The following is a 19446-nucleotide window of genomic DNA, read 5'->3' on the forward strand; positions in this document are numbered from 1 at the left end:
GGTCTCATGCTGGGGAATTATAGGGAAATTTTCAAGACGTTAAGAGTCAGATTAGACTTGGGCTATTTGAGTGAAATTAAAAGCTTCATGAAGCGTACTCGAGGAGAGCTTTCGTTTCTGATACGGGCTTTCTTTTTTGTTTTTCTCGGACTCATCTATGGAGTCGGTAGAGGCGAATTTCCCATTTGGCTTGGTATTCTTATAGCCGTCTTGATTGTTGCAGTGAATTTAGTGTTTCGTCACGTCGCTACTACTGTTGCAACGTGGAGAAGCGATATGTTTCAGTATCGCCGTTTCATGACTTTTATGTGCGGGATAGGATTGGCGAACGCCACCCTAAGTATTCTGCTTTACAGAGAGTTGAGCCCAACTTTGTCTTATGCCTATCTTTACCCTGTCATAGCCACAAACGTCATCATAGTGACAAATATAATTACTTCAATCGCACCATTTTTAATCAAACTCCGCAAATAAACAAGCTGTGGCGATTATGAGTAAGGCAAATGCTTTCGTTAGGTTGATTCGACCTGTCAACTGTGTAATGATGGGTTTTGCAGTGATTGTTGGCGTTGCTCTAGCCGAAAAAGAAGTTCTCTCCCAACAGCCCCATAGCTTGTTGCTTGGCTTTGTAACTGGCTTTTTATTGACTGGTGCAGCCATGGCGATAAATGATTATTATGACAGGAAAATCGATGCAGTTAATGAACCTGAACGACCGATTCCAAGTGGTGCAGTCAGCCCGAACGGGGCTTTAGTGTTTGCTTCATTTTTAACGTTTATTGGTCTTACAGCAGCTTTGTTAACAGGGCTATCTCCGAATTGGCAATGCTTTGCCATAGCTTTTGTTTCTTGGGTTATTGTTATTATATACGTGACAAAAGGGAAAAGCACTGGTTTCCCTGGAAACTTGCTGGTCAGCGCTTGCGTTGCAGTACCCTTTGTGTATGGAGGCTTTGTGGTTGGAAAGGGCTTCTTGATGACGACTGGTCTTTTTGTTGCTATGGTTTTTCTTTCAAACACGGGGCGTGAAATTACGAAGGGAATCGTAGATGTTCAGGGCGACAAAGAGGCGAACATAAGAACGATTGCGGTGTTGTATGGAGATCGAAAGGCAGCGGCTATCGCTGCTATGTTCTATCTCTCCGCCGTCTCCATAACTCCTTTGCCATGGATTTTAGGAATTGTTTCTTTCTGGTTTCTCCCGTTTATATTCTGGACAGACATGGGACTAATTTTAACATCTATTCTACTTCTCTCGAATCCCTCAAGAGAAAACGCCAGGAGAATTAAGAATCGAAACCTATTTTGGTTCTTAAGCGGATTGCTGGCGTTTATCGCTGGAAGTCCAGGTTGAAGAATGCCAAGACTGTAAATATTTAGGTTAGAACTATGAAAGAGGAGAGGGATAACCATGTCCTTCACACCAATCCAAAACGTCCTTGCGGGCAAGCACGAGAGCGAACAAGTTAGCATTCGAGGGTGGGTCTACAGAAAACGAGAAAGCAAAAAAACCATCTTTCTACTAATACGCGACGCAACTGGAATAATACAGTCCACTGTCAAGGAGGGAACGCAAGCTTGGAATGAGGCAGAAAAAATAACTATCGAATCCTCCACCACGCTCAGCGGAACAGTAAAAAAAGACAAGCGGGCACCCGGCGGATACGAGATCTCTACAAATGAAATAACAATTATTGGTTTGGCTGAAACATTCCCAATTGCTAAGGATCAGAGCGAAGAGTTTCTCCGAGACGTTAGGCATCTGTGGCTACGCAGCAGAAAAATGAATCTTATCATGAGAGTAAGAAGCGAAGTCTTGTGGCTTACGCACAAGTTCTTCAGAGAGAAAGGCTTCATAGAAATCTCCCCGCCCATGTTCATAACCAGCGCATGCGAAGGCGGCGCCACTCTATTTGAAACAAAATACTTCGACCGAAACCTATTCTTGACACAGAGTGCCCAGCTGTATTCGGAGATTCTTATCCACTCCTTAGAGAAGGTTTACACATGTGCACCCTCTTTTAGAGCAGAGAAAAGCAGAACAATTCGTCATCTTTGCGAATACTGGCATGTAGAACCAGAGTGGGCATTTGCTGACATGGATGATGTCATGCGGATTGAAGAAGAACTCGTAAGCTACATCTGCCGAAAAGTGGCAAAACATTGCAAGCGAGAGCTGCAAGAGCTGGGGGTTGACCCGAAAAAACTATTGAAGATCAAGCCGCCTTTCCCAAGAATAACCTATAAAGAGGCAATTGAAAAACTGCGAAAAAAAGGTTTAGACATAAAGTGGGGTGAAGACCTGGGCTATGATGAAGAGAAGGCGTTGGCTGAAGATTTTAAGGGCCCCTTCTTCGTCCATGACTATCCAAAGAAGATAAAGGCGTTTTACTGCAAAACTTACAGAGACAAGCCGGAAATAGCTATGTCTGTGGACATGCTGGTGCCTAGAATAGGGGAGTTGACAACGGGTGGTGCCAGAGAAGATGACAAGGACGAGTTGATTAGAAGGGTTAAGGAGCTAGGCTTGCAAGTGGAAGATTACGACTGGTACATTGATATGCGAAGATATGGCACAGTTCCCCATGCAGGATTTGGATTAGGTGTAGAACGACTGCTTATGTGGATGCTTGACTTGGACAACATCATAGATACCATTCCATTTCCACGAACCTTGCGGAGAAGCTATCCCTAGCTGGCATGCGCATGCTAGAATTAGCAAATCTGTTTCAACTTTGTTTTTAAGCAGCCTATCTTCACTCTTAGTTTGAGTGCTTGAATGTGAAACGTCGATTCGGCAAAGCAAAGAAGCATGTCGTGGGTAAAGCTAATCCTTGGATATTAGATGTTCTTGATGACCAAAGCCTCAATGAGCTTAATAACAATAGAGATGTGTGGACCACAAGGCAGACCGATGCTAGTTTGTGCGTAGCATGCAAGGGCTCACGAATGTTGTGTGGCAAAACTCGTTGCCCAGTCATGGTTCGCGTAAATTCTTTCATTCGAGCGATGCCGCTTATCAAAAGTTTGGACATCGATGGATCTTCGCCACCCAGCGTTTTTGTAGGGCGCGTTGGATATCCCTACGTTTATGCAGGTCCCATGGTGCCACCAATTCACGAAGACACAAGCCTCTATGATTCGCCAGAGTTATGGTTTGGCAAAACAATTGACGAAATAGTTAGCTTCCGCTCCATGCTCATCCGGGGAAAATACCGAGTTCACGTTCGTCGCATTAAAGAAGCAGGCAAAATTATGGATCTGACTCGCGAGTTAGCTTTAGCCTCTGCAGCAACTGATGTAGAACTGGCTTTGAAAAAGCGACCACGCGGCTTTCTAGTATTAAACGACGACGTTCAGCCTTTTGGGCCATCCGCGCCAATCAGAGATTTGCGAGTGGATTCAGCACGTTGGGATCACCATGTTGAAAAGGCATATTATGACACGGATTTAAAAGCCAAACCAGCTGTTTTAGAGCTCTACGACAAGAATGTGATGGTGACAAGGATTCAAAGAGCTTTCAGCGTCGGAGCTTTCGGAGTTGAAAAGCAGAGACGTTTGGTGCCGACACGTTGGAGCATAACAGCAGTTGACAGCATGATCTCCAAAGAGTTAATGAATAAGGTGAAGACATTTCCATTAATTGACGAGTATCATCTCTTCGAGTCTTCTTATTTGGATAACCAGTTTGAAGTTTTGATGATGCCTGATGTTTGGAGCTACGAAGCCATTGAGGCTTGGTATCCGGGCACCGTTTGGAATCCTAGTGGCAAATATGTTGTGATGTATGGGGATTGGGAGGGCTTTGATGGACGAACCACCTATGCGGACATTGGAGGATGTTACTACGCGGCTAGGTTGGCTGTGTGCGAATATTTAATGAAAGAACGTCGTCAGGCAACCGTTATTGTGTTGCGAGAAGCGAGACCTGGCTATATTATGCCTGTGGGCGTGTGGCAGGTGCGGGAGAATGTGCGGAATGCTATGCGACAGCGACCACTGAAGTTTGCCACTTTAGAGCAGGCGCTGCAGAGGATTTCAAGCAGATTCAACATTCCAATACAACGGTGGATCGACAGGAGTAAGCTAATTATGAATGCTAAGATTCAGAGGAAGATAACGCAATACGCTTAGACACTTTCATGTTCTACTCGAGCTTTTTGCCGCACTTGTAACAGAACATGGCATCAGCACGATTCTCTTCTCCGCAATCGGAGCAGACAACTGGTTCTCTGGTGGTTGCTTCCTTAATCTTTTCTTTTGCTGTTTTGAAGGCTTTCTCCATTTCTTTGCCAGCTGTCGAAAATGCTTTCTCTATCTCTTCTCCCATTCTAGAAAAGGCTTCTCTCAACTCTTCCCATGGAGTGGAAATGCCTGCTTCTACGCCCTTTCTAGTTCTCACGCCGCATTTGGGGCAGAAATATGCGTTTTCAGGTAGCTCTTTGCCACAATTTGAGCAAAACACTTTGAATATCACCTAAGTCAAGAATGGAATAGAAGAATTTAAACGTATATCCTATAAGAGTTGCTTTCTAAGTTTCGTTAGTGCTTTTTGGTTTGTATCTTCTTTCCACATTTCGAACAGTATTTCAAGCTTTTTTCCACTTTTGTGCCGCACCGAGGACATACGTTTATTGGAGGAGGCTTCTCTTTTTTCTTCGTCTCCGTTTTTAGAGCCCTTGCATATTGCCACTTCAGAGTAGCGAGGAAAGAGGTTACGCTCGTGCAAATTATGAAAATCGTGAACCCTGGTACGAAGAGTGGTTCAAACATTAATAATCCTAGGACAATTAGGACTATGCCTATGATCAAACCTAATAACGCTATCCTCTTGAAGCGATCTGCCTCGGAGATTTTTTCTTGTAGTTCTTTTTTCTTCTTGCTCAACGTTAACCTGTTCCTCTGTTTTGACACAGTGCGAAATGATTCTCAAATGCGAGTTAGGTTGGAATTGTCAAGGATTCTAAATCTCTTGGGTAATAGGTAATCATTTCTGTGCTGTCTTCAGTGATTAGAACTGTGTCGGAATGTCTAAAGCCGCCATAACCGGGTTCGTAAATGCCTGGCTCGCAACTTACAATCATCCCTGGCTTTAGTACTACTTCGTTTCCAATGTCTAACCATGGCAGTTCATGTCCCTCTAACCCCAAGCCGTGACCAGTATGATGTCTCATCAGTCTACCCAAGCCAGCTTTCTTAAAAACTTTCGATGTCGCTTTGTCTACGCTGCTGCATTTTACGCATGGTCTTAAGGCTTTAAAGGCTGCTTCTTGCGCCTTCAACATGATTTCGAAGTATTTCTGTTGTTTCAAGGTTGGTTCGCCCAGTATCATAGTACGCTCAAGTTCACAGCTGTAGCCGCCTATTTCTGCTCCGGCTCCCGTTACAAGTACGTCGCCGTCTTTCATAGGTCGCTTTGTTGCTATCGAGTGGGGAATAGCAGACATTTCGCCAACCTGCCCTCGAAAGCCTGCGCCCGCTGGGAACCTCCCCCAACGTTGAGGCACATAGTTTGGTCCGAGAGCTTTTTTCATGATCACTGACGCTTCATGGCTGGCAGCTATAGCCACGTCAAAGTCCCATAACCCTGGCATAGTGTATTCTTGCAGCAGTGAATGTGCTAGGTTTGCCCATTTTGCGCTTTCTCGGATGAGTTCGATTTCTTCTTTGGATTTTATCAAGCGCATGCTTTCAATAATGTCTTTAGCAAGGATAAACTTGGCTTTTGGCAGCTTCTCAGTAATTGGAGGCCCACTATATCCCCAAATTCCCGCAGCACCTGCCATGTTGTCAGTGCCTATTCGTTTTCTTGCTAAGCCTATGTCTTTCATGAATTGGACGAAATGGTCAATGGGATGCTTCTTTCCTGGGTAGTCTGGGTAGGTTTTGATGCTTTTTACGAGACGTGTTTTTAATGGAATGTGGTCAGTTTCCAGTAGCGGTCCCATAAAGGTGATTTCGCCGTTCAGTGGAATGACCAGTGCTGCTGGGCGTTCAGTGGCGATGTAGGAATAACCCGTTAAGTAGAAAAAGCTGACACCACTTGTAAGGTAGAGGGCATCAAGTTTTCTTTTGGAAAGCGTTTCTTTAACGCGTTCTATTCGTCTTTTGTGCCCGTTTTCACTTATGGTTAACCTTACCATTTGACTCTCCTTAAACACCTTTTGAGTGAGCACATAAAGAGTTTACGACTATTCAGCACCCTCGAAGAAGTCAGCAAGCTTGCGTGTTTGTGATTTATGAAGGATTTCAGCGCATTTTCTTGGGTCTAAGGGCTTAAAGGTTAGCCCGAGTGTTACTAGTATCGTCTGTGTTCCCTTTGCAATGTTTGGAGCTGCAAGTATTCCTCTCACTTCCCGGTTGACTATGCCTTGCACAGCCTTCACGTATCTGGACAGTTGCAGCGCAGCATTCCGTCCAGCAGTTTTCCGTTTAATCTCCACAACAACTAATTTGCCTTCGCCATCTATTCCGTAAACATCCACAAAGCCAGGCTCAACTTTCTTCTCAAAGCTAATTGGCTTAAATCCTTCTTCTATGATTGAGGGCTTCAGTAGAACTGCCTTCTGCATGTCTTCCTCGCTTGCATGAAGCGAAAACTCGCCTGTGTCTTTTAGCTTCAGTGTTGAAAGTAAGTAGATGCGGTCAAAGTATATGCGTAGAGATTCTGCAGGCTTGCGACGTACAGCCGTAATCTGCAAGACACCATCTTTAACATGCGATTGAAAAATGCATCCAGGTGGTTGCCAGTTTACAGCCTCATAACCGCATGGGCGGTGAACTAAAACAGAGCCATCTTCCTTTATTATGACAATACGTTCTCCAGGTTCAAGCTTGCTACTGGCTCGCCCTTTATAGTTAACCCAGCAGTTTCCAACCAAAAGCAAGAGTTTACGTTGAGCAAGTGCTTCCTTTATCGACCTCTGTGTTTCTTCATCAATTCTTGGATTCTCAAGAACGAGAGCGTGCTTTCGACTAACCACTGTATTCGCCAACAAGTTTTAGTAAAACTCTTTTTACATAAGACTTCTGATATTAAATGACTGAGTGGAAGCAAAAACTCCAACACATACACTATTACAATCGCACTGCAAGCCTCTATAACCTCCGCTATACAGAGGAGCAGAATCTTAAGATTAAGGCTGCTGTAGAAAACCTGGACCTTGAGAAACAAGGTTCGATTCTCGACATGGGCTGCGGAACCGGGCTACTTCTTCCGAGAATACGAAAAATGGCGGAAAACGTTGTTGGTTTAGACATATCTAAGGGTATGCTAGGAGAGGCAAAATTCTCCATAAAGCGTTCAGCGAATGTTCATTTCGTTTTGGCCGACGCAGACAACACTCCTTTCCGTAACAACTACTTTGATATGGCTTTTGCCATAACCTTGCTGCAAAACATGCCTAACCCACGTCATACCCTTCAAGAAGTAAAACGCATCACAAAGCCCAACGCTACCATAATCGTTACAGCGTTGAAAAAGCGTTTCACTGAACATTCCTTTCTAAAGCTTTTAGAAGAAGCAGATTTAAAGCCTAAATTATTGAAGACGGGTCCCAATCTGAAATGTCACATTGCACCATGCAATAAGCGTAACTAAGATTTGCCCAAGGGCGTAAACCTAGGACCTTAGGTTTTGTCGAATTCTAACAAAGAAATCAGTTAAATCAATGTTTCCTCCACTGATTATTATCCCCACTCTTTTGGACTCCAACTCTATTTGCCTCGATAACACTCCTGCCAGTGAAACTGCTCCAGAAGGTTCAACCACCAGTTTCATTCTTTCCCAAATGAACTGCATTGCGCCAACAATCTCTTGTTCTGAAACCGTAATTATCTGATCAACATTCTCTCTTATTATTCTGAAAGTGTTGCTTCCAAGAGAGCTTCTTAAACCATCCGCTATCGTGTCTGGATTCTCAACTGGTATGATTTTCCCAGCTTTGAATGACTGATATGCGTCATCCGCGTTTTCGGGTTCAACGCCAATAACTTTAGCTGACGGAAGCAGGCCTTTGGTTGCAACTGCCGTTCCGCTCAGCAATCCACCACCGCCAACAGGACAGAAAACATAATCGAGTCTACCTATTTCCCTGACTAATTCATAAGCAGCGGTCCCAGCGCCAGCAATAATATCAAGATCATCAGATGGATGTATGAGAGTGTAGCCATGTTTTTCGATTAGTGGTTCAACGGCCCTTTCTCTGTCAGTTGGATGAGGACCGCAAGTAATTATTTCCGCCCCATAGCCTTTTGTTGCAGTCACTTTCACTTGAGAAGCATTTCTAGGCATAACAACAACTGCTCTAATTCGCAGAAGTTTAGCAGCTAAGGCGAGTGCCTGTGCATGATTCCCAGAAGAGTGCGTTATTACTCCTTTCTTCTTCTGTTCTAGAGATAGTTGTGACAGGGCATTGTAGGCACCTCTGAATTTGAAAGCCCCAGTTTTCTGGAAATTCTCACACTTCAAGAAACAGTAACTACCGGTTATTGTATCAAGGGTCGAGGAAGTCATTACTGGAGTAAGATTGACAACTCCTTTTAGTCGCTTGTAGGCTTCCTCTACTTCTTTGAACATTTAGACCGAGGAAGAATCATCACAACAGCTAAAAAAGTTAATGTGTGTGTCCCATGTGTGTTTTCTCATATTTCCATCTATTAAAAGCCCATTCTAAGCGTTAAGCAGAGAGTCCAATCTGGAAGGGACACATATCATAGGCTTTGTTCTAACGCAACAAACCCAGCGATTGTTTAAGTACCTTCACATTGACTTCTCCAACTTGGAAAACATTGCCCGTTGTAACATTGTTCACGATGAACTTTGCAGGGGCGAAAAGGTTTGGATCGATTTGGTAGAAGTCGTAGTTGGCTTCTTTGAAGATTTCTTTAAATGGTTTGCCATATTGTTTGGAGGCTGATGAAGGAGCCTTCTCTAATAGAGCCTTTAGTTTCTCATCATTTTTGTGTTTTAACGCGTAGTAGCTAACGCCGCCATATAGAATTGCGTCGTTCGTTTTTCCCATGGCTTCTGTAAATTTCGGACCAACTGGAGCGATAGGTGCATATCCCCATGCATGCTGAATAGATAATGGATCAACTCCCAACTTGAACAGCTTGTGTACACCTGTCTCTACAATTCTCCCAGAAATTTGTGTTGACCCTGCTGCACTTGTTGTGGGAACTAGGATAATGTATAGCTGGTTGGGTGCAACTTTACATTCAGAAGATAATTCTTTAATGAGTGATTCCGAGGGCTCTTTGCTGGTTTCTAGAACTATCACTGCAACGTCTGCTTTATCCTCATATTTTATCTTGTCAAAAATGTCGTGAGGCTTCAAAGCTAATGCGCGGGCTGGACCAGAACCTATTGCGAAGAAATCGCCAGATTTTATTTGCCATCCTGCGAATTGGGAACCTAAAGTGGCTACTGCGGGGTTGTCGGTTTGGACGAATATTGCGGGAAGTTCAAAGTTGTCGTAGCGTTTCGAAAATATGCGTGCTTCGCCAAGACCGCCCATGCAGATTTCTGTGATCGTTTTGCCTGCGTTGAAGCCGCCCTTTGAATGTATTCCTGCGTCAATTAATGTTGTTCCTGGCTTTGTTTTTTTGACTGATACGCAGTATTCGGCAGATTCCTCGCACAACGTCTGAACTAGTTCATAGGCTTTTTGGTTTACGCTCAACATGGGTGACTAGTTCCTTCAGATGTGAATATAAATCGAACGCATTGGTTTGTCAGAGTATTTCTTCGCAGTTTTTTAGATGTTCGTTTTTGTTTTTTGATACATAGAGCTTTCCGTTTCCATGTTCAGTGAGGTCGCCGATAAACAGGTAAAAGGGGCCTTTGATTTTTTCTTCTTCTGCTTTTGCTTTGCTCTTTATGCTGTCGATTGTAAATGTAGGTAGAACAGATGCAACGGAGCTGCATAAGATTATTTTTCCGCCTATCATGAATGCTCCAGCTCTTTCTTTGGCGTTGCCGTGAACAATTATGTTTCCCTTTCTCATGCGAATGCCTACAAATTGATCGACATCACCGTAGACTTTGATTAAGCCTTTCCTCATGTAGCACCCGACTTCTGTTCCGGCATTTCCGCGTATAATGATTGTTCCACCTTGCATGCCTTTGGTGCTTCCTCGATAGGCTCCGCCGATGTAGTCTCCTGCGTCTTTTTTCACTTCAATTGTTCCACCTTTCATTGCAGAACCAACCCAAGAATCAGCGTTGCCTTCTACTGTGATTTTTCCGCCTTTCATCTCTTCGCCAAGATGCATTCCAACGTCTCCTTGAACTTTTACTTCGCCGTCAGTCATACCTACACCTATTCTGTGAACCTTAGACAGATTCCCAATGAGACGGATGGTTACGTCACTAGGCGTTTTCCCGCAGTTTCCTTCTATCTCAAAAACATCGTTTATTCTTCGTTTGCGGTTTCCTTCCCAAAGCTGAAGCTTCGCTATTTCCTCTAATGACTTTCCAGCAAAGATGTTTGGGGAGAGACATTTTCCGCTAATTGGTACTTTTAGCTCCTTTTTTAGTCGCAGCGTTATAGCCATTTTTTACACCTTTGCTTGTATCGGAATTGGGGCTGCAGCTGCTAAGTGATGCTCTGGCACGAGATAGTTTTCATATTTAACCGTATAATATTCCTCGAAGACTTTCTGAAGCTCCGGCTCAAGCTCTAAAAGGCTTGGAGAAGCCTTTACATTAACCCAATACGTTTTCCCGCTAACGGATTTGACGATTTCTCCGTTTTTCACTACAACTTCTCCACCTTTTATAGTGTAAGCAGCGCTTTTGAAGGCACGTCTAATTCGTTTAGGATGCTTCGGCAGATTCGTTTTTTCTGGATCCATATCATAGATAGTTATGTCTGCGTCAGCCCCAACCCCTAGATGCCCCTTGTTCTTCAAGCCCAGAGCCTTAGCCTGACCAGCCCTGGTAACTACTGCAATTTCGTAGAGCGTGTATTCTCTGTCTATTGCAGGGAGCAGAGCTCTACGTCTTGCCCTCTTGCTTATTTTTTCCATAATTGCAATTCTTGCTTTTTGGCTCATGAGCCATGATATAACCTTCGGATATGCCGTGAATGGTCCAGCGTTGGGGTGATCTGTCGTTAGGAATACTTTCCATGGGTCTTTTATTTGAAGGGCAAGTTCTAGCCCTATTGTCCATTGAGTGGCGTGAACGTAACTTTTTCGTTTGTAATGGAATGGCACTATTCCAGAGGTAGTTTCAGCCTCTACATCGTTGTTTACCCATTTGTTGCCAGTCATTTGGTAGAGAATGAACTGGAATGGGCCGTCAGCTGTCATTGTTGTCGTGTTTGTGAAAATGATTTGTCCCATGTCTATAGTGACGTGTCGGTGAGAATTTACGTATTTAGAGATTTCTTCTGAAGCAGATTTGAAAGTGCGCCAGTTTTCGCCTGCAAAGGAGCTGAACTGACAATGAGTTAAGTGAATTACAGGCTTTTCGTCGGTTGCCAAGTTCTCAACGCATTTCATGGTTTCTAAGGTTGTGAGGTAGTTGCCTGGTTTTCCGAGATTGTTTGTGTGCACATGTATGGTGTGTGGCATGTTGAGAAGTTTATTCACTTTGCACAAGCCTTGGATGATTTCGCGTGGAGTTATGTCAAAGTTTGGCACAGTATCATCAATGTCGCGGACATTCCTGCCAAAGCCCCACGCTTCGAGTCCTCCAGGGTTAACGATTTTGATGGCGTATCCTTTGGTGGCGTTCATCATCCAAGCTACGTAGGCAGCGCATTCCTCATACTCCTTTGCTCTCAGATGTTCTAACACGAACCAGTTGCTGCCTAAGAGAGGATATGAGCCTTTGTCTATCATGGGTGTGTCATTCAATTCTTCATGTGTGTGTTTAGCTTTTAGTGGAGGCATTGCCGGGTCCATTACAGTAGTCCACCCCATTCTTGCGTAACGATAGCCCGTTGTAAAAGTTGAGGGAATTGAATAGCCAACTCCTGACCGCGTTTGAGTTGTTTTAGGCTCCACATCTTTGTAGTGGTCTTCTGGCCGTAGTAATCTGCCTAGGTTTACTTTAGCGCCCGCAATGTGAGAGTGCATGTCTACGCCGCCAGGCATCACAACCATTCCAGAAGCATCAATCACCTTAGCGTTTTCCGATTTCTCCACAATCTTGCCATTATAAACAGCAATATCCATTTTTTCTCCATCGATATTGTTCAACGGATCGTAGACAAAACCGTTCTTGATTAAGAGTCCTTTCATTCTATGCTTTTCTCCTCAGTCGCTTTACGCATCTAGCTTGCCGCAAAATTCTCTGTGGAGCTGGATGGACATGGTCTATGCATATATGAAAAACGGGCTGGTTCACTTCTTCCATCCTGCAAGCTAGTTTCTCTCCAGCATTTTATGCCACATTGATTTCTATTTAGCTTCAAGACTGTTTCAGTTCATCTATTGGCGTCGCACACCAGACAGTTTATTCTTTTCAAGGTCTATTTATTTGTTCTCTACTGCTTGAGTATGGCAAACGCTATAGACATTGATTTGACCACTGCAGTCTTGAATAAAATCGAGCAAAACAAAATGAAATACCCAGCAGCGGATTTCAAAGGTAAAGCCTACCTAGACGAGTGATCAGGGCGCGTTGTTAACGGGCGCGGGGTTCACTAGAAAGTGCGGGGGGTGGGATTCGAACCCAACCAACCAACCGCTTATGCGACTGCGCGTGCGTTGTAATGAGTGTATGTGAATTTTGAATTCACAATTCTTTTATGTTCTCGCGTTTACACGAACATTGGTTATAAAGATGAGAAATGGAACATGGAAGCTTTTTGCCATAGCATTAATTGTCGGACTATTTGCAGGTCTTATAGGAGGAATACTGAGCGCTCAATTCTTTATAAAACCAGGTCCAACTGGTCCTCAAGGTGAAAAAGGTGACAGAGGGGATACAGGAGCGATTGGTTCTCAAGGAATTCAAGGAGAGGATGGTTCTCAAGGAATTCAGGGAGAGGATGGTTCTCAAGGAATTCCAGGGATAAATGGAACTGATGCAATTCTCCAAGTAATCCAAAAGAGAAACACTACTGAGATAATTACTGCTGGTCTTAACTTAACGCAATGGTATAATATTTCTGACTTGGACTCATCAATGGAGATTGTAGTCAGCAGTCAACAGGAGTCCAGAATCTTCGTGCAATTCTCAACTTCTCACACACTAGAACCACCAGCATCAATTTGGGTAAGAATCGTTGTCGATGGCGTTCTTAATAGCAGTAAATATATATGTTCAATCGGACCACCAGCCAGCGGAACCTACAATATACCAGGTCACATAGAATTCTTAACAGACTCACTGGATGCAGGAGTACATACAATAAACGTGCAGTTTCTAGTGGAAACAGGATCTCCTACACTGCGTGAAAGAACACTCACCGTCACTGAAATCCTAGCTTAGAATTTCAGTTGAGCTACCAAAAGCTTCTCGCATTCCCTTTTTTGCAATTGATGAAGAAGCGGTAATTGATATTATTCAATACCTTTATTCATACACTACATTTCAGCAGTATGCGTTGAGTCAGCGTTTTTTGGGTTGATTGGTTGGGATTTGAACCCTCCCCACAAGAGAGATATCACCCAACCTCCTTTTTCTTTGCCATAGCGCGCGCGACAAGACGAAAGTAAGTGCTAAACGCTCCTGAAGGAATCTCTTGCTCATAGTTGCTAAAGCGTTTTATACAACCTTGAAGTGAATTTCATGCCATCAATTCTGGTATAAAGGGAGAGTTACCGTGAAGATCAATTTACTGAATCCTATGATTCTGGCGGAGAATTATGAAGAGCTTGCCGAGTGGTATGAAAAGACATTTGATCTTGCGATTAAGACTAGAGTTGAGGAAGGAGAAGAATATATGGAATTAGGCGCCCCGAGCAAGATTCTCTTTGGATTTGCCAGAGCCAAGGAAATGGGTGTAAAACCATCCACTCCAAGAAACAACACCGTCATAATTCAGCTTTCAGTGAACGATATCAATGAGTTGTTTGATAAAGTGAAGAAAGCAGGAGGAAAAATCCTGTTCGGTCCATCCATAGACGAAGAAGAAGGATACTTGTACGGGGGATTAGCAGACATCGAAGGAAACCAAATCTGGGTCATCGAAAAGAGAGGTGATTGAGAACTGTACATCGAAACTCATGTCTACAAAGTACCTAACGATAAAATTGATCAACACCTCGACATCCAGCGAAGAACCAAAGAGATCTATCTTAGATATGGATGCATAGATTATGAAATCTTTAAACTGATGATGACTGGTGCTTAGAAATTAGCAGATTCAAGGACAGAAAGCACTATGAAAATATCATGCGCGCGCGCATATCACAAGTCTGTAGACGTAGATCCTAGAATCAAAACTCTAAGGAAGGAATTCTGCTCAATTGTGCAAAAAGACAGATTAGGCACCAAGAAAAATGAAAAAATACTTTGATACCGCAGATGTGCTACGCTCAAAGCCAAGCTTTAAGTTGAGTTGCGTGCGCCCTCTTTAAAGAAGCTAGTTTCTTGTACACCTCGTCTGAGAGACTTATTGTCTTATGCTCCATACAACATCAACCTTATGCATAGATCATACACAGCTCAAAGCTTTCTCAAGGCTAAAAACGTCTTAAGCATTTATAATCCCTCCAGAGATATGTCTTGAGGAGTCGAGAAGCTTTCCTTAGCTACTTATCTACATCTCTGCTTATTTCACCGCGCGCATTCCAATTTGACAGGATTCCATTGTTAAACATACTTAATTTCTGCAAAAAGCTATCAGAAAAAATGCGCGCAGGGGAGTTAAATAATTAGTTTTTTTGGTTCTGTGTGGACTATCTGTAATCATTGACTTCATCCGTGTACATATCAAGATGAAAGATTCGACTCGACTTTTTCGGTGAAGTGGAAGAGAAGCACAATCTAATGATTTCTTACGCGAGATCTGTATGAAAGCATTTAGTGATGTTTGAACCTCTTCACGTCCTTAAGAATCCTTTGTAGAATTTCCTTGTCAGGTAGAACTCCTTCTGGCGGTTCAACAACTTTCTTGAGCGGTAGGGGCACTCCATCCATTCTGTAAGCGGTTGAGTTTCCAACCTCGATCCCTACGAAGGCGGAAGGAAGTACTACGTCGGCCATCATTGTTGTTGGGGAGATCACGGGGTCGATGGCGATTAAAGGGTTTTTCACTAAGTTTTGAACTGCTTCTTTTGGAAAATTGGAAACAGGGTCGGACGCCACAATTAGGCCTGCATCAGCGTCGTCACGACAAAGTATGTCCACTACAGATGTTTCGCCAGGGTTGTAACGTGGATAGCCTTGCGAGAAATCTACGGCGAAGGGATAACCTGTTTGCCAAGTAGAAACGATATTTGAACCTGCAACATTGAAGTGGCCTCGCATTGGCATGATAACGAATTTTGTGCGGTAGTTCAGGTCTCGCGTCAAAGCAATTGCGGCGTCAATATTTTGTAGTTTCCCGTAGCTCATGGTTAAACCAACTCCGAAGAACACGACGCCGAAGTTGCATTTTATCATCGTATCTGCGAGCTCTTCAAGCAGATCAACAGGCACGCCGGCGACTTCGTCGACTTCGAGTTCCTCATCCCTTACTAATAAACGGAGAGCTTGAAGGAGTTCAAAGTCTTTATTCGGTTCGACTTGAATGAAGAAATCGGCAAATTCTGCGGAACGAGTTTTTCGGACATCTACAACGACTAGCTTTCGCTTTTCCGTTTCAAACTCAGGTGGCAGTTTTTGTCCCGTGACAGCTGGCAATGAAATTTCCTTCGTTGACACCAGCTCTGAAGCTCTGCGTAGTCTTTTCTTGCCCAATATGCCCCGTAGACGCCCGACATAATGTTCCCATTCACTTTCTTGGAAGCGACCATCTGAAAAAGCCGTGTAACGTTCCATGTGGCGAGGGTGGGCACTGTAAGGGTCGCATCCCCAATAAATAATTAGGTCAGCGCGATGGCGGATTTGACCTAGGGTGCAGGTTGATATGCCGATATCTTGGATGCTTAGTATTGAGGGCCCGTGGCAGACGGTGGAAGTGTTGTCTATGACTCCTCCAACTTCTTCAGTCAGTTCTAGCCCTATCCGAATGGCTTCGCAACTCGTGCAGCTCCAGCCGTAGAGTATTGGGTATGATGCGTCGGCGAGGATCTTAGCGCTTTTTTCTACCGCTTCGTCTAAAGAAACCTCTCTCAGTTCTCCTCCTTTTCTTACAAGAGGTTTTAGGTTTCGATGTTCTGGGTTGGAGAAGTTCATGAATTTTGCTTCGCCAATTGCACATGCATTTTTAACATCGATTATAACGTTTTTCTCTACTGTAATTTCGAGATCGTCGCACAATGTTCCGCAAACTGGACATGTAACATTTTTGATTACTGACATTGCTATTCTTTCCCGTAAACTTGTCTCAGAAGTTCTGGAACACTTGGAACGTTTTCTGTTGGGGCAGGTTGTATTTCTGCAGGAATCCCCTTGAAAGAGGGCATACCTGTTCCGTGTGTCCGAGGGTTAACTATGATGTTTGCCCAAATTCCATAGGGCATGTAAACAATCTTCGGATGAGGCCCCCTTTTTGACTTTTTGGCTTTCACGACCACCGATCCTTGTTTCGTTGTCACACTCACGTTGGAGTTTTCCTTCACGCCCAGTTCCTTCAAATCGTCAGGATCTATTTCGCAGATGGCCACGCTTTCACGGTACTCGTTCGAGAGTTTGCTTCGTTCCTTTGCAGTGCCTTGATCTATTGTTCTTCCACTTAGAAGGGTGACTTGGAGCCTTGACATTGCCTCTCTCCTGTTGCTAGTATTATTTTGTAGTTAGAATGAAGTCCTTCTTAAGGAGTTTCCCGCCTTTTTGAATAATAACCTTGAGAACGTAATGCTTGTGGCTTTAACTAAACTTTGCAGTGATCAGCATTATGGAGTTTTTGTTGTAGAACGATGTTTGTAGTTGTTACAGAAGGCAATTGAAAAACTTCGTAAGGAAGGAAAAATACCCTACAGATATCCATTGTCACCGCATTTTGGACAACTAGGCATAAAGTATTGTCTGGTTCTACTGTGTCTCATACTTTTATTTTGGGCTTTTATCTTATGTTTTTTGTTTAAGTACTTCTGTCGAGGTTGTCTAGGGTTGGGTTTGAACCAGGCTCCGCAACCGCAAGCACATAAAATCTGCCCAAGCTTACTCACATTATGCCTTCTACATTATAGCCAATTGTATATCCAAACGTGTAATGACCTCACTCAATCCGTTGCCTATAACCTAGCAGAAATATGAAATCTATTCTATGAATTCTTGGTCAATAATTGTGGTGCAGGTGGAGATGATCCTCCACTTCATTTCCTTCCATTCATTAACTGTTGGTTCTCTCTTTCTACGTCATTCACTTTTTTGCTATGATAAACAATTTATTGTATTTCAATTCCTCTTTGCTTAATGACTTTCTTCTTGCAGTACAGAGAATTTTAAATTTGCAGGTTTGAATTTGTTAAAGGTTTTCTATGACTTCCCTATGTTCCTTCGGGAGGGCATATAGAAAACTTGAGGGATTATAGAACTTCAAGCCTCGAGCTGGTTTACCCTTAAGTGCCTTGCAATAACACAGGAAAAGCTCTTGTCTAGCTCTTGTCATTGCTACATAGCATAATCGTCTTTGTTCATTAAGATCCTGCGTTGGGTTTGGGAAGATTCCCTCTTCTAAGCCTAGAAGAAATGCGACTTCGTATGTAAGCCCTTTTGAAGAATGCATGCTCATTATAGTCACAGCTTCTTTTTCGTCTTCTGGTTCTGCAACCCCTCCCGCAAGATCGAGCCCTCGATTTCTATTTACCTCTCCCATAAAATCTTCAAGGTCCATTTCCTCTGTCAATGAAGCAGCGAACTTGTTTAAGCGGTCTACGGCACTCCCAGAGGCGCCGATTTCTTTTGCTATCATCTTTATTGTTTCGCTGACTCTCTGGTCTGACGACACATCCTCCATCTTTTGAATTCTGTTCACAAAACCCTCTATCGAATCCCGCCATCTCTGAAGCTTAGAATATTGATGAACGTTGAGCATTATTTCCCATAAGGAACATGAATGTTTCTCAGCCAAACGTCTAATAATCATTACTCCTCTCTTCCCAACACCCCGACCTGTGGGAGTGTCAACGCATCTTCGAAGTGCCAGGTTATCTTCCTTATCTACTATGAGTCGAACATGAGCAAGAATGTTCAAGGTTATCTCGTTCGTGAAGAGCCTGCTTGGTCTCCAATAAACTGTGTCTATTCCAACAATCCTCAGTTGTTCTCCTAGGAAATCAGCAAGTTTAATGACCTTGCACAAGATGACAATTTCTGAGGGTTTAAATTGACCTTTTGAAATGCTGTTGCCAATCCAATTAGCAATCCAAATTCCTTCAGCTGTCCAGCTTTTGGAAACCACTATGTGGATAGGAGAACCATCTCCTTTGACTGAATAGATAGGCTTGTATTGATATTGTGGATCTTTAGAAACAATGGCTTGGGCTCCTTCTAAGATATGGCCTGTACAACGGTGTGATTCCTCAAGAATTTCACCATGAGCACCGCTGAAGTCTTTCTTGAAACTTCGAATAATATTTGGGTCAGCACCTCGCCAGCCATAGATGCTTTGGTCATCATCACCTACGACAAAAAGACTATCTACATTTTGTGCAAGGATTTTGATAAACTGAAACTCTGCTTGATTGATGTCTTGGTATTCATCAACCAGCAGATGTCTAGTTTCGCTCTTGAAGTTGTTTTCACCAGACGATAGAGCTCCAACTGCTTTCATGATAAGCCCGTCTAACCCAATTGCATGGTTGAAGCTAAGGAGCTCCTCATAGCGTTCAAAAAGCTTCTTTAGATTTTTAGTTTGCTCATCAATACACAGAATGTGATTAGGGCCTTTGCAATTGGCCTTTAAGAGTCCGATGTCCCGTTGCAGCCTCTTTAGTTCCCTTGCCTTAACTTTGAGACCCAAGTCTAAGGCAGCGTCCATCAATAAAAGGCGAGTTTCCTCCCCTCCCAAAAGATATCTTTTGCTGGCATCTATATCGTTCATCACACGGAAAGCTTCTGCATGGAGCGTAGATGTCCTAGGCTGATTCTCTTCAAATCCTTCAAACTTTTCTAATCGTTCAGTCATTTCTCGGGTGGCTTTTCTGCTGAAAGTTATTGCCAGTATCTCTGCAGGGTTTACACCGCAACAATTAGTCAAAAATGCAGTTCGATGCGTTAAGACTTCAGTCTTCCCTGTTCCAGGACCTGCAAGAACAAGCAAAGGACCACCCTTGTGAATGACAACTTCTTTCTGTTTTGGGTAAAGTTTCTCAAATGGAATTGGCAAAGGGGCAACCTCCGTCTTCCATACTACGCACTTCAATGATATTTTTCGT

The 19446-nt window shown here is 43.4% G+C and carries 18 protein-coding genes; 7 read left to right on the forward strand and 11 right to left on the reverse strand.

The genetic code is table 11. The annotated features are described in order from the left end of the window. The 4 genes from NWE91_00105 to NWE91_00120 all read left to right on the forward strand — a co-directional run. Window positions 1–474 (forward strand): hypothetical protein (locus NWE91_00105; GenBank protein MCW3984808.1); only part of this gene is annotated, 474 nt, incomplete at its 5' end. 16 nt (window positions 475–490) lie between these two features. Then, window positions 491–1354, forward strand: a complete 864-nt coding sequence (locus tag NWE91_00110; GenBank protein ID MCW3984809.1) for a geranylgeranylglycerol-phosphate geranylgeranyltransferase — start codon at window positions 491–493, stop codon at window positions 1352–1354. A 57-nt stretch (window positions 1355–1411) separates the two neighbouring features. Further along, entirely contained in the window at window positions 1412–2695 is a 1284-nt protein-coding gene (asnS, locus tag NWE91_00115; GenBank protein MCW3984810.1) for an asparagine--tRNA ligase, read from the forward strand. A gap of 86 nt (window positions 2696–2781) precedes the next feature. Beyond that, window positions 2782–4134, forward strand: coding sequence for an Nre family DNA repair protein (locus NWE91_00120; protein MCW3984811.1), 1353 nt, complete (start codon window positions 2782–2784; stop codon window positions 4132–4134). Window positions 4135–4147: 13 nt separating this feature from the next. Here the strand turns inward: NWE91_00120 and NWE91_00125 are convergent, their stop codons facing one another. From NWE91_00125 to nucS, 4 genes are all read right to left on the reverse strand, one after another. Continuing rightward, window positions 4148–4465 (reverse strand): zinc-ribbon domain-containing protein, encoded by a 318-nt coding sequence (locus NWE91_00125; GenBank protein MCW3984812.1) that lies wholly within the window; start codon window positions 4463–4465, stop codon window positions 4148–4150. A gap of 77 nt (window positions 4466–4542) precedes the next feature. Next, window positions 4543–4887, reverse strand: a complete 345-nt coding sequence (locus tag NWE91_00130) for a zinc ribbon domain-containing protein (GenBank protein MCW3984813.1) — start codon at window positions 4885–4887, stop codon at window positions 4543–4545. Between the two features lie 53 nt (window positions 4888–4940). Then, window positions 4941–6143, reverse strand: coding sequence for a Xaa-Pro peptidase family protein (locus NWE91_00135; GenBank protein MCW3984814.1), 1203 nt, complete (start codon window positions 6141–6143; stop codon window positions 4941–4943). A 48-nt stretch (window positions 6144–6191) separates the two neighbouring features. Beyond that, window positions 6192–6983 carry an endonuclease NucS gene (gene nucS / locus NWE91_00140; GenBank protein ID MCW3984815.1) on the reverse strand — a complete coding sequence of 264 codons (792 nt, stop codon included), beginning with the start codon at window positions 6981–6983 and terminating at the stop codon, window positions 6192–6194. A gap of 56 nt (window positions 6984–7039) precedes the next feature. On the opposite strand from nucS, the gene NWE91_00145 reads away from it, so the two are divergent. Further along, the gene (locus NWE91_00145) at window positions 7040–7600 is read left to right on the forward strand and encodes a class I SAM-dependent methyltransferase (GenBank protein MCW3984816.1); all 561 of its coding nucleotides are present in this window, start codon (window positions 7040–7042) and stop codon (window positions 7598–7600) included. 21 nt (window positions 7601–7621) lie between these two features. On the opposite strand, the gene NWE91_00150 is transcribed toward NWE91_00145, so the two are convergent. The 4 genes from NWE91_00150 to NWE91_00165 all read right to left on the reverse strand — a co-directional run bounded on the left by NWE91_00150 (window position 7622) and on the right by NWE91_00165 (window position 12252). Then, entirely contained in the window at window positions 7622–8578 is a 957-nt protein-coding gene (locus NWE91_00150) for a pyridoxal-phosphate dependent enzyme (protein ID MCW3984817.1), read from the reverse strand. Window positions 8579–8726: 148 nt separating this feature from the next. Next, complete coding sequence (gene mch / locus NWE91_00155; protein MCW3984818.1) at window positions 8727–9686, reverse strand: methenyltetrahydromethanopterin cyclohydrolase; 960 nt, start codon at window positions 9684–9686, stop codon at window positions 8727–8729. Between the two features lie 49 nt (window positions 9687–9735). After that, window positions 9736–10557, reverse strand: coding sequence for a formylmethanofuran dehydrogenase subunit C (locus NWE91_00160; protein MCW3984819.1), 822 nt, complete (start codon window positions 10555–10557; stop codon window positions 9736–9738). A gap of 3 nt (window positions 10558–10560) precedes the next feature. Further along, window positions 10561–12252 carry a formylmethanofuran dehydrogenase subunit A gene (locus NWE91_00165; protein ID MCW3984820.1) on the reverse strand — a complete coding sequence of 564 codons (1692 nt, stop codon included), beginning with the start codon at window positions 12250–12252 and terminating at the stop codon, window positions 10561–10563. A gap of 544 nt (window positions 12253–12796) precedes the next feature. Here NWE91_00165 and NWE91_00170 point away from each other — a divergent pair. Then, complete coding sequence (locus tag NWE91_00170; GenBank protein ID MCW3984821.1) at window positions 12797–13447, forward strand: collagen-like protein; 651 nt, start codon at window positions 12797–12799, stop codon at window positions 13445–13447. A 334-nt stretch (window positions 13448–13781) separates the two neighbouring features. After that, window positions 13782–14165, forward strand: a complete 384-nt coding sequence (locus tag NWE91_00175; protein MCW3984822.1) for a hypothetical protein — start codon at window positions 13782–13784, stop codon at window positions 14163–14165. A gap of 818 nt (window positions 14166–14983) precedes the next feature. On the opposite strand, the gene NWE91_00180 is transcribed toward NWE91_00175, so the two are convergent. From NWE91_00180 to NWE91_00190, 3 genes are all read right to left on the reverse strand, one after another. After that, window positions 14984–16426 carry a formylmethanofuran dehydrogenase subunit B gene (locus NWE91_00180; protein ID MCW3984823.1) on the reverse strand — a complete coding sequence of 481 codons (1443 nt, stop codon included), beginning with the start codon at window positions 16424–16426 and terminating at the stop codon, window positions 14984–14986. A gap of 2 nt (window positions 16427–16428) precedes the next feature. Then, a complete protein-coding gene (locus NWE91_00185) occupies window positions 16429–16827 on the reverse strand; it encodes a molybdopterin dinucleotide-binding protein (protein ID MCW3984824.1) in 399 nt (132 codons plus the stop codon). Between the two features lie 707 nt (window positions 16828–17534). Continuing rightward, window positions 17535–19397 carry an ATP-dependent helicase gene (locus NWE91_00190; protein MCW3984825.1) on the reverse strand — a complete coding sequence of 621 codons (1863 nt, stop codon included), beginning with the start codon at window positions 19395–19397 and terminating at the stop codon, window positions 17535–17537. Window positions 19398–19446: the final 49 nt, after the last annotated feature.

Source organism: Candidatus Bathyarchaeota archaeon, from assembly GCA_026014805.1.
In the GTDB taxonomy this organism is placed as follows: Archaea; Thermoproteota; Bathyarchaeia; order Bathyarchaeales; family SOJC01; genus JAGLZW01.

Coding starts and splice junctions, on each gene's coding strand:
- NWE91_00185 (MCW3984824.1), bottom strand. CDS start 16,827: ATGTCAAGGCTCCAAGTCACCCTTCTAAGTGGAAGAACAATAGATCAA.
- NWE91_00145 (MCW3984816.1), top strand. CDS start 7,040: ATGACTGAGTGGAAGCAAAAACTCCAACACATACACTATTACAATCGC.
- NWE91_00165 (MCW3984820.1), bottom strand. CDS start 12,252: ATGAAAGGACTCTTAATCAAGAACGGTTTTGTCTACGATCCGTTGAAC.
- NWE91_00170 (MCW3984821.1), top strand. CDS start 12,797: ATGAGAAATGGAACATGGAAGCTTTTTGCCATAGCATTAATTGTCGGA.
- mch (MCW3984818.1), bottom strand. CDS start 9,686: ATGTTGAGCGTAAACCAAAAAGCCTATGAACTAGTTCAGACGTTGTGC.
- asnS (MCW3984810.1), top strand. CDS start 1,412: ATGTCCTTCACACCAATCCAAAACGTCCTTGCGGGCAAGCACGAGAGC.
- NWE91_00110 (MCW3984809.1), top strand. CDS start 491: ATGAGTAAGGCAAATGCTTTCGTTAGGTTGATTCGACCTGTCAACTGT.
- NWE91_00150 (MCW3984817.1), bottom strand. CDS start 8,578: ATGTTCAAAGAAGTAGAGGAAGCCTACAAGCGACTAAAAGGAGTTGTC.
- NWE91_00135 (MCW3984814.1), bottom strand. CDS start 6,143: ATGGTAAGGTTAACCATAAGTGAAAACGGGCACAAAAGACGAATAGAA.
- NWE91_00160 (MCW3984819.1), bottom strand. CDS start 10,557: ATGGCTATAACGCTGCGACTAAAAAAGGAGCTAAAAGTACCAATTAGC.
- NWE91_00180 (MCW3984823.1), bottom strand. CDS start 16,426: ATGTCAGTAATCAAAAATGTTACATGTCCAGTTTGCGGAACATTGTGC.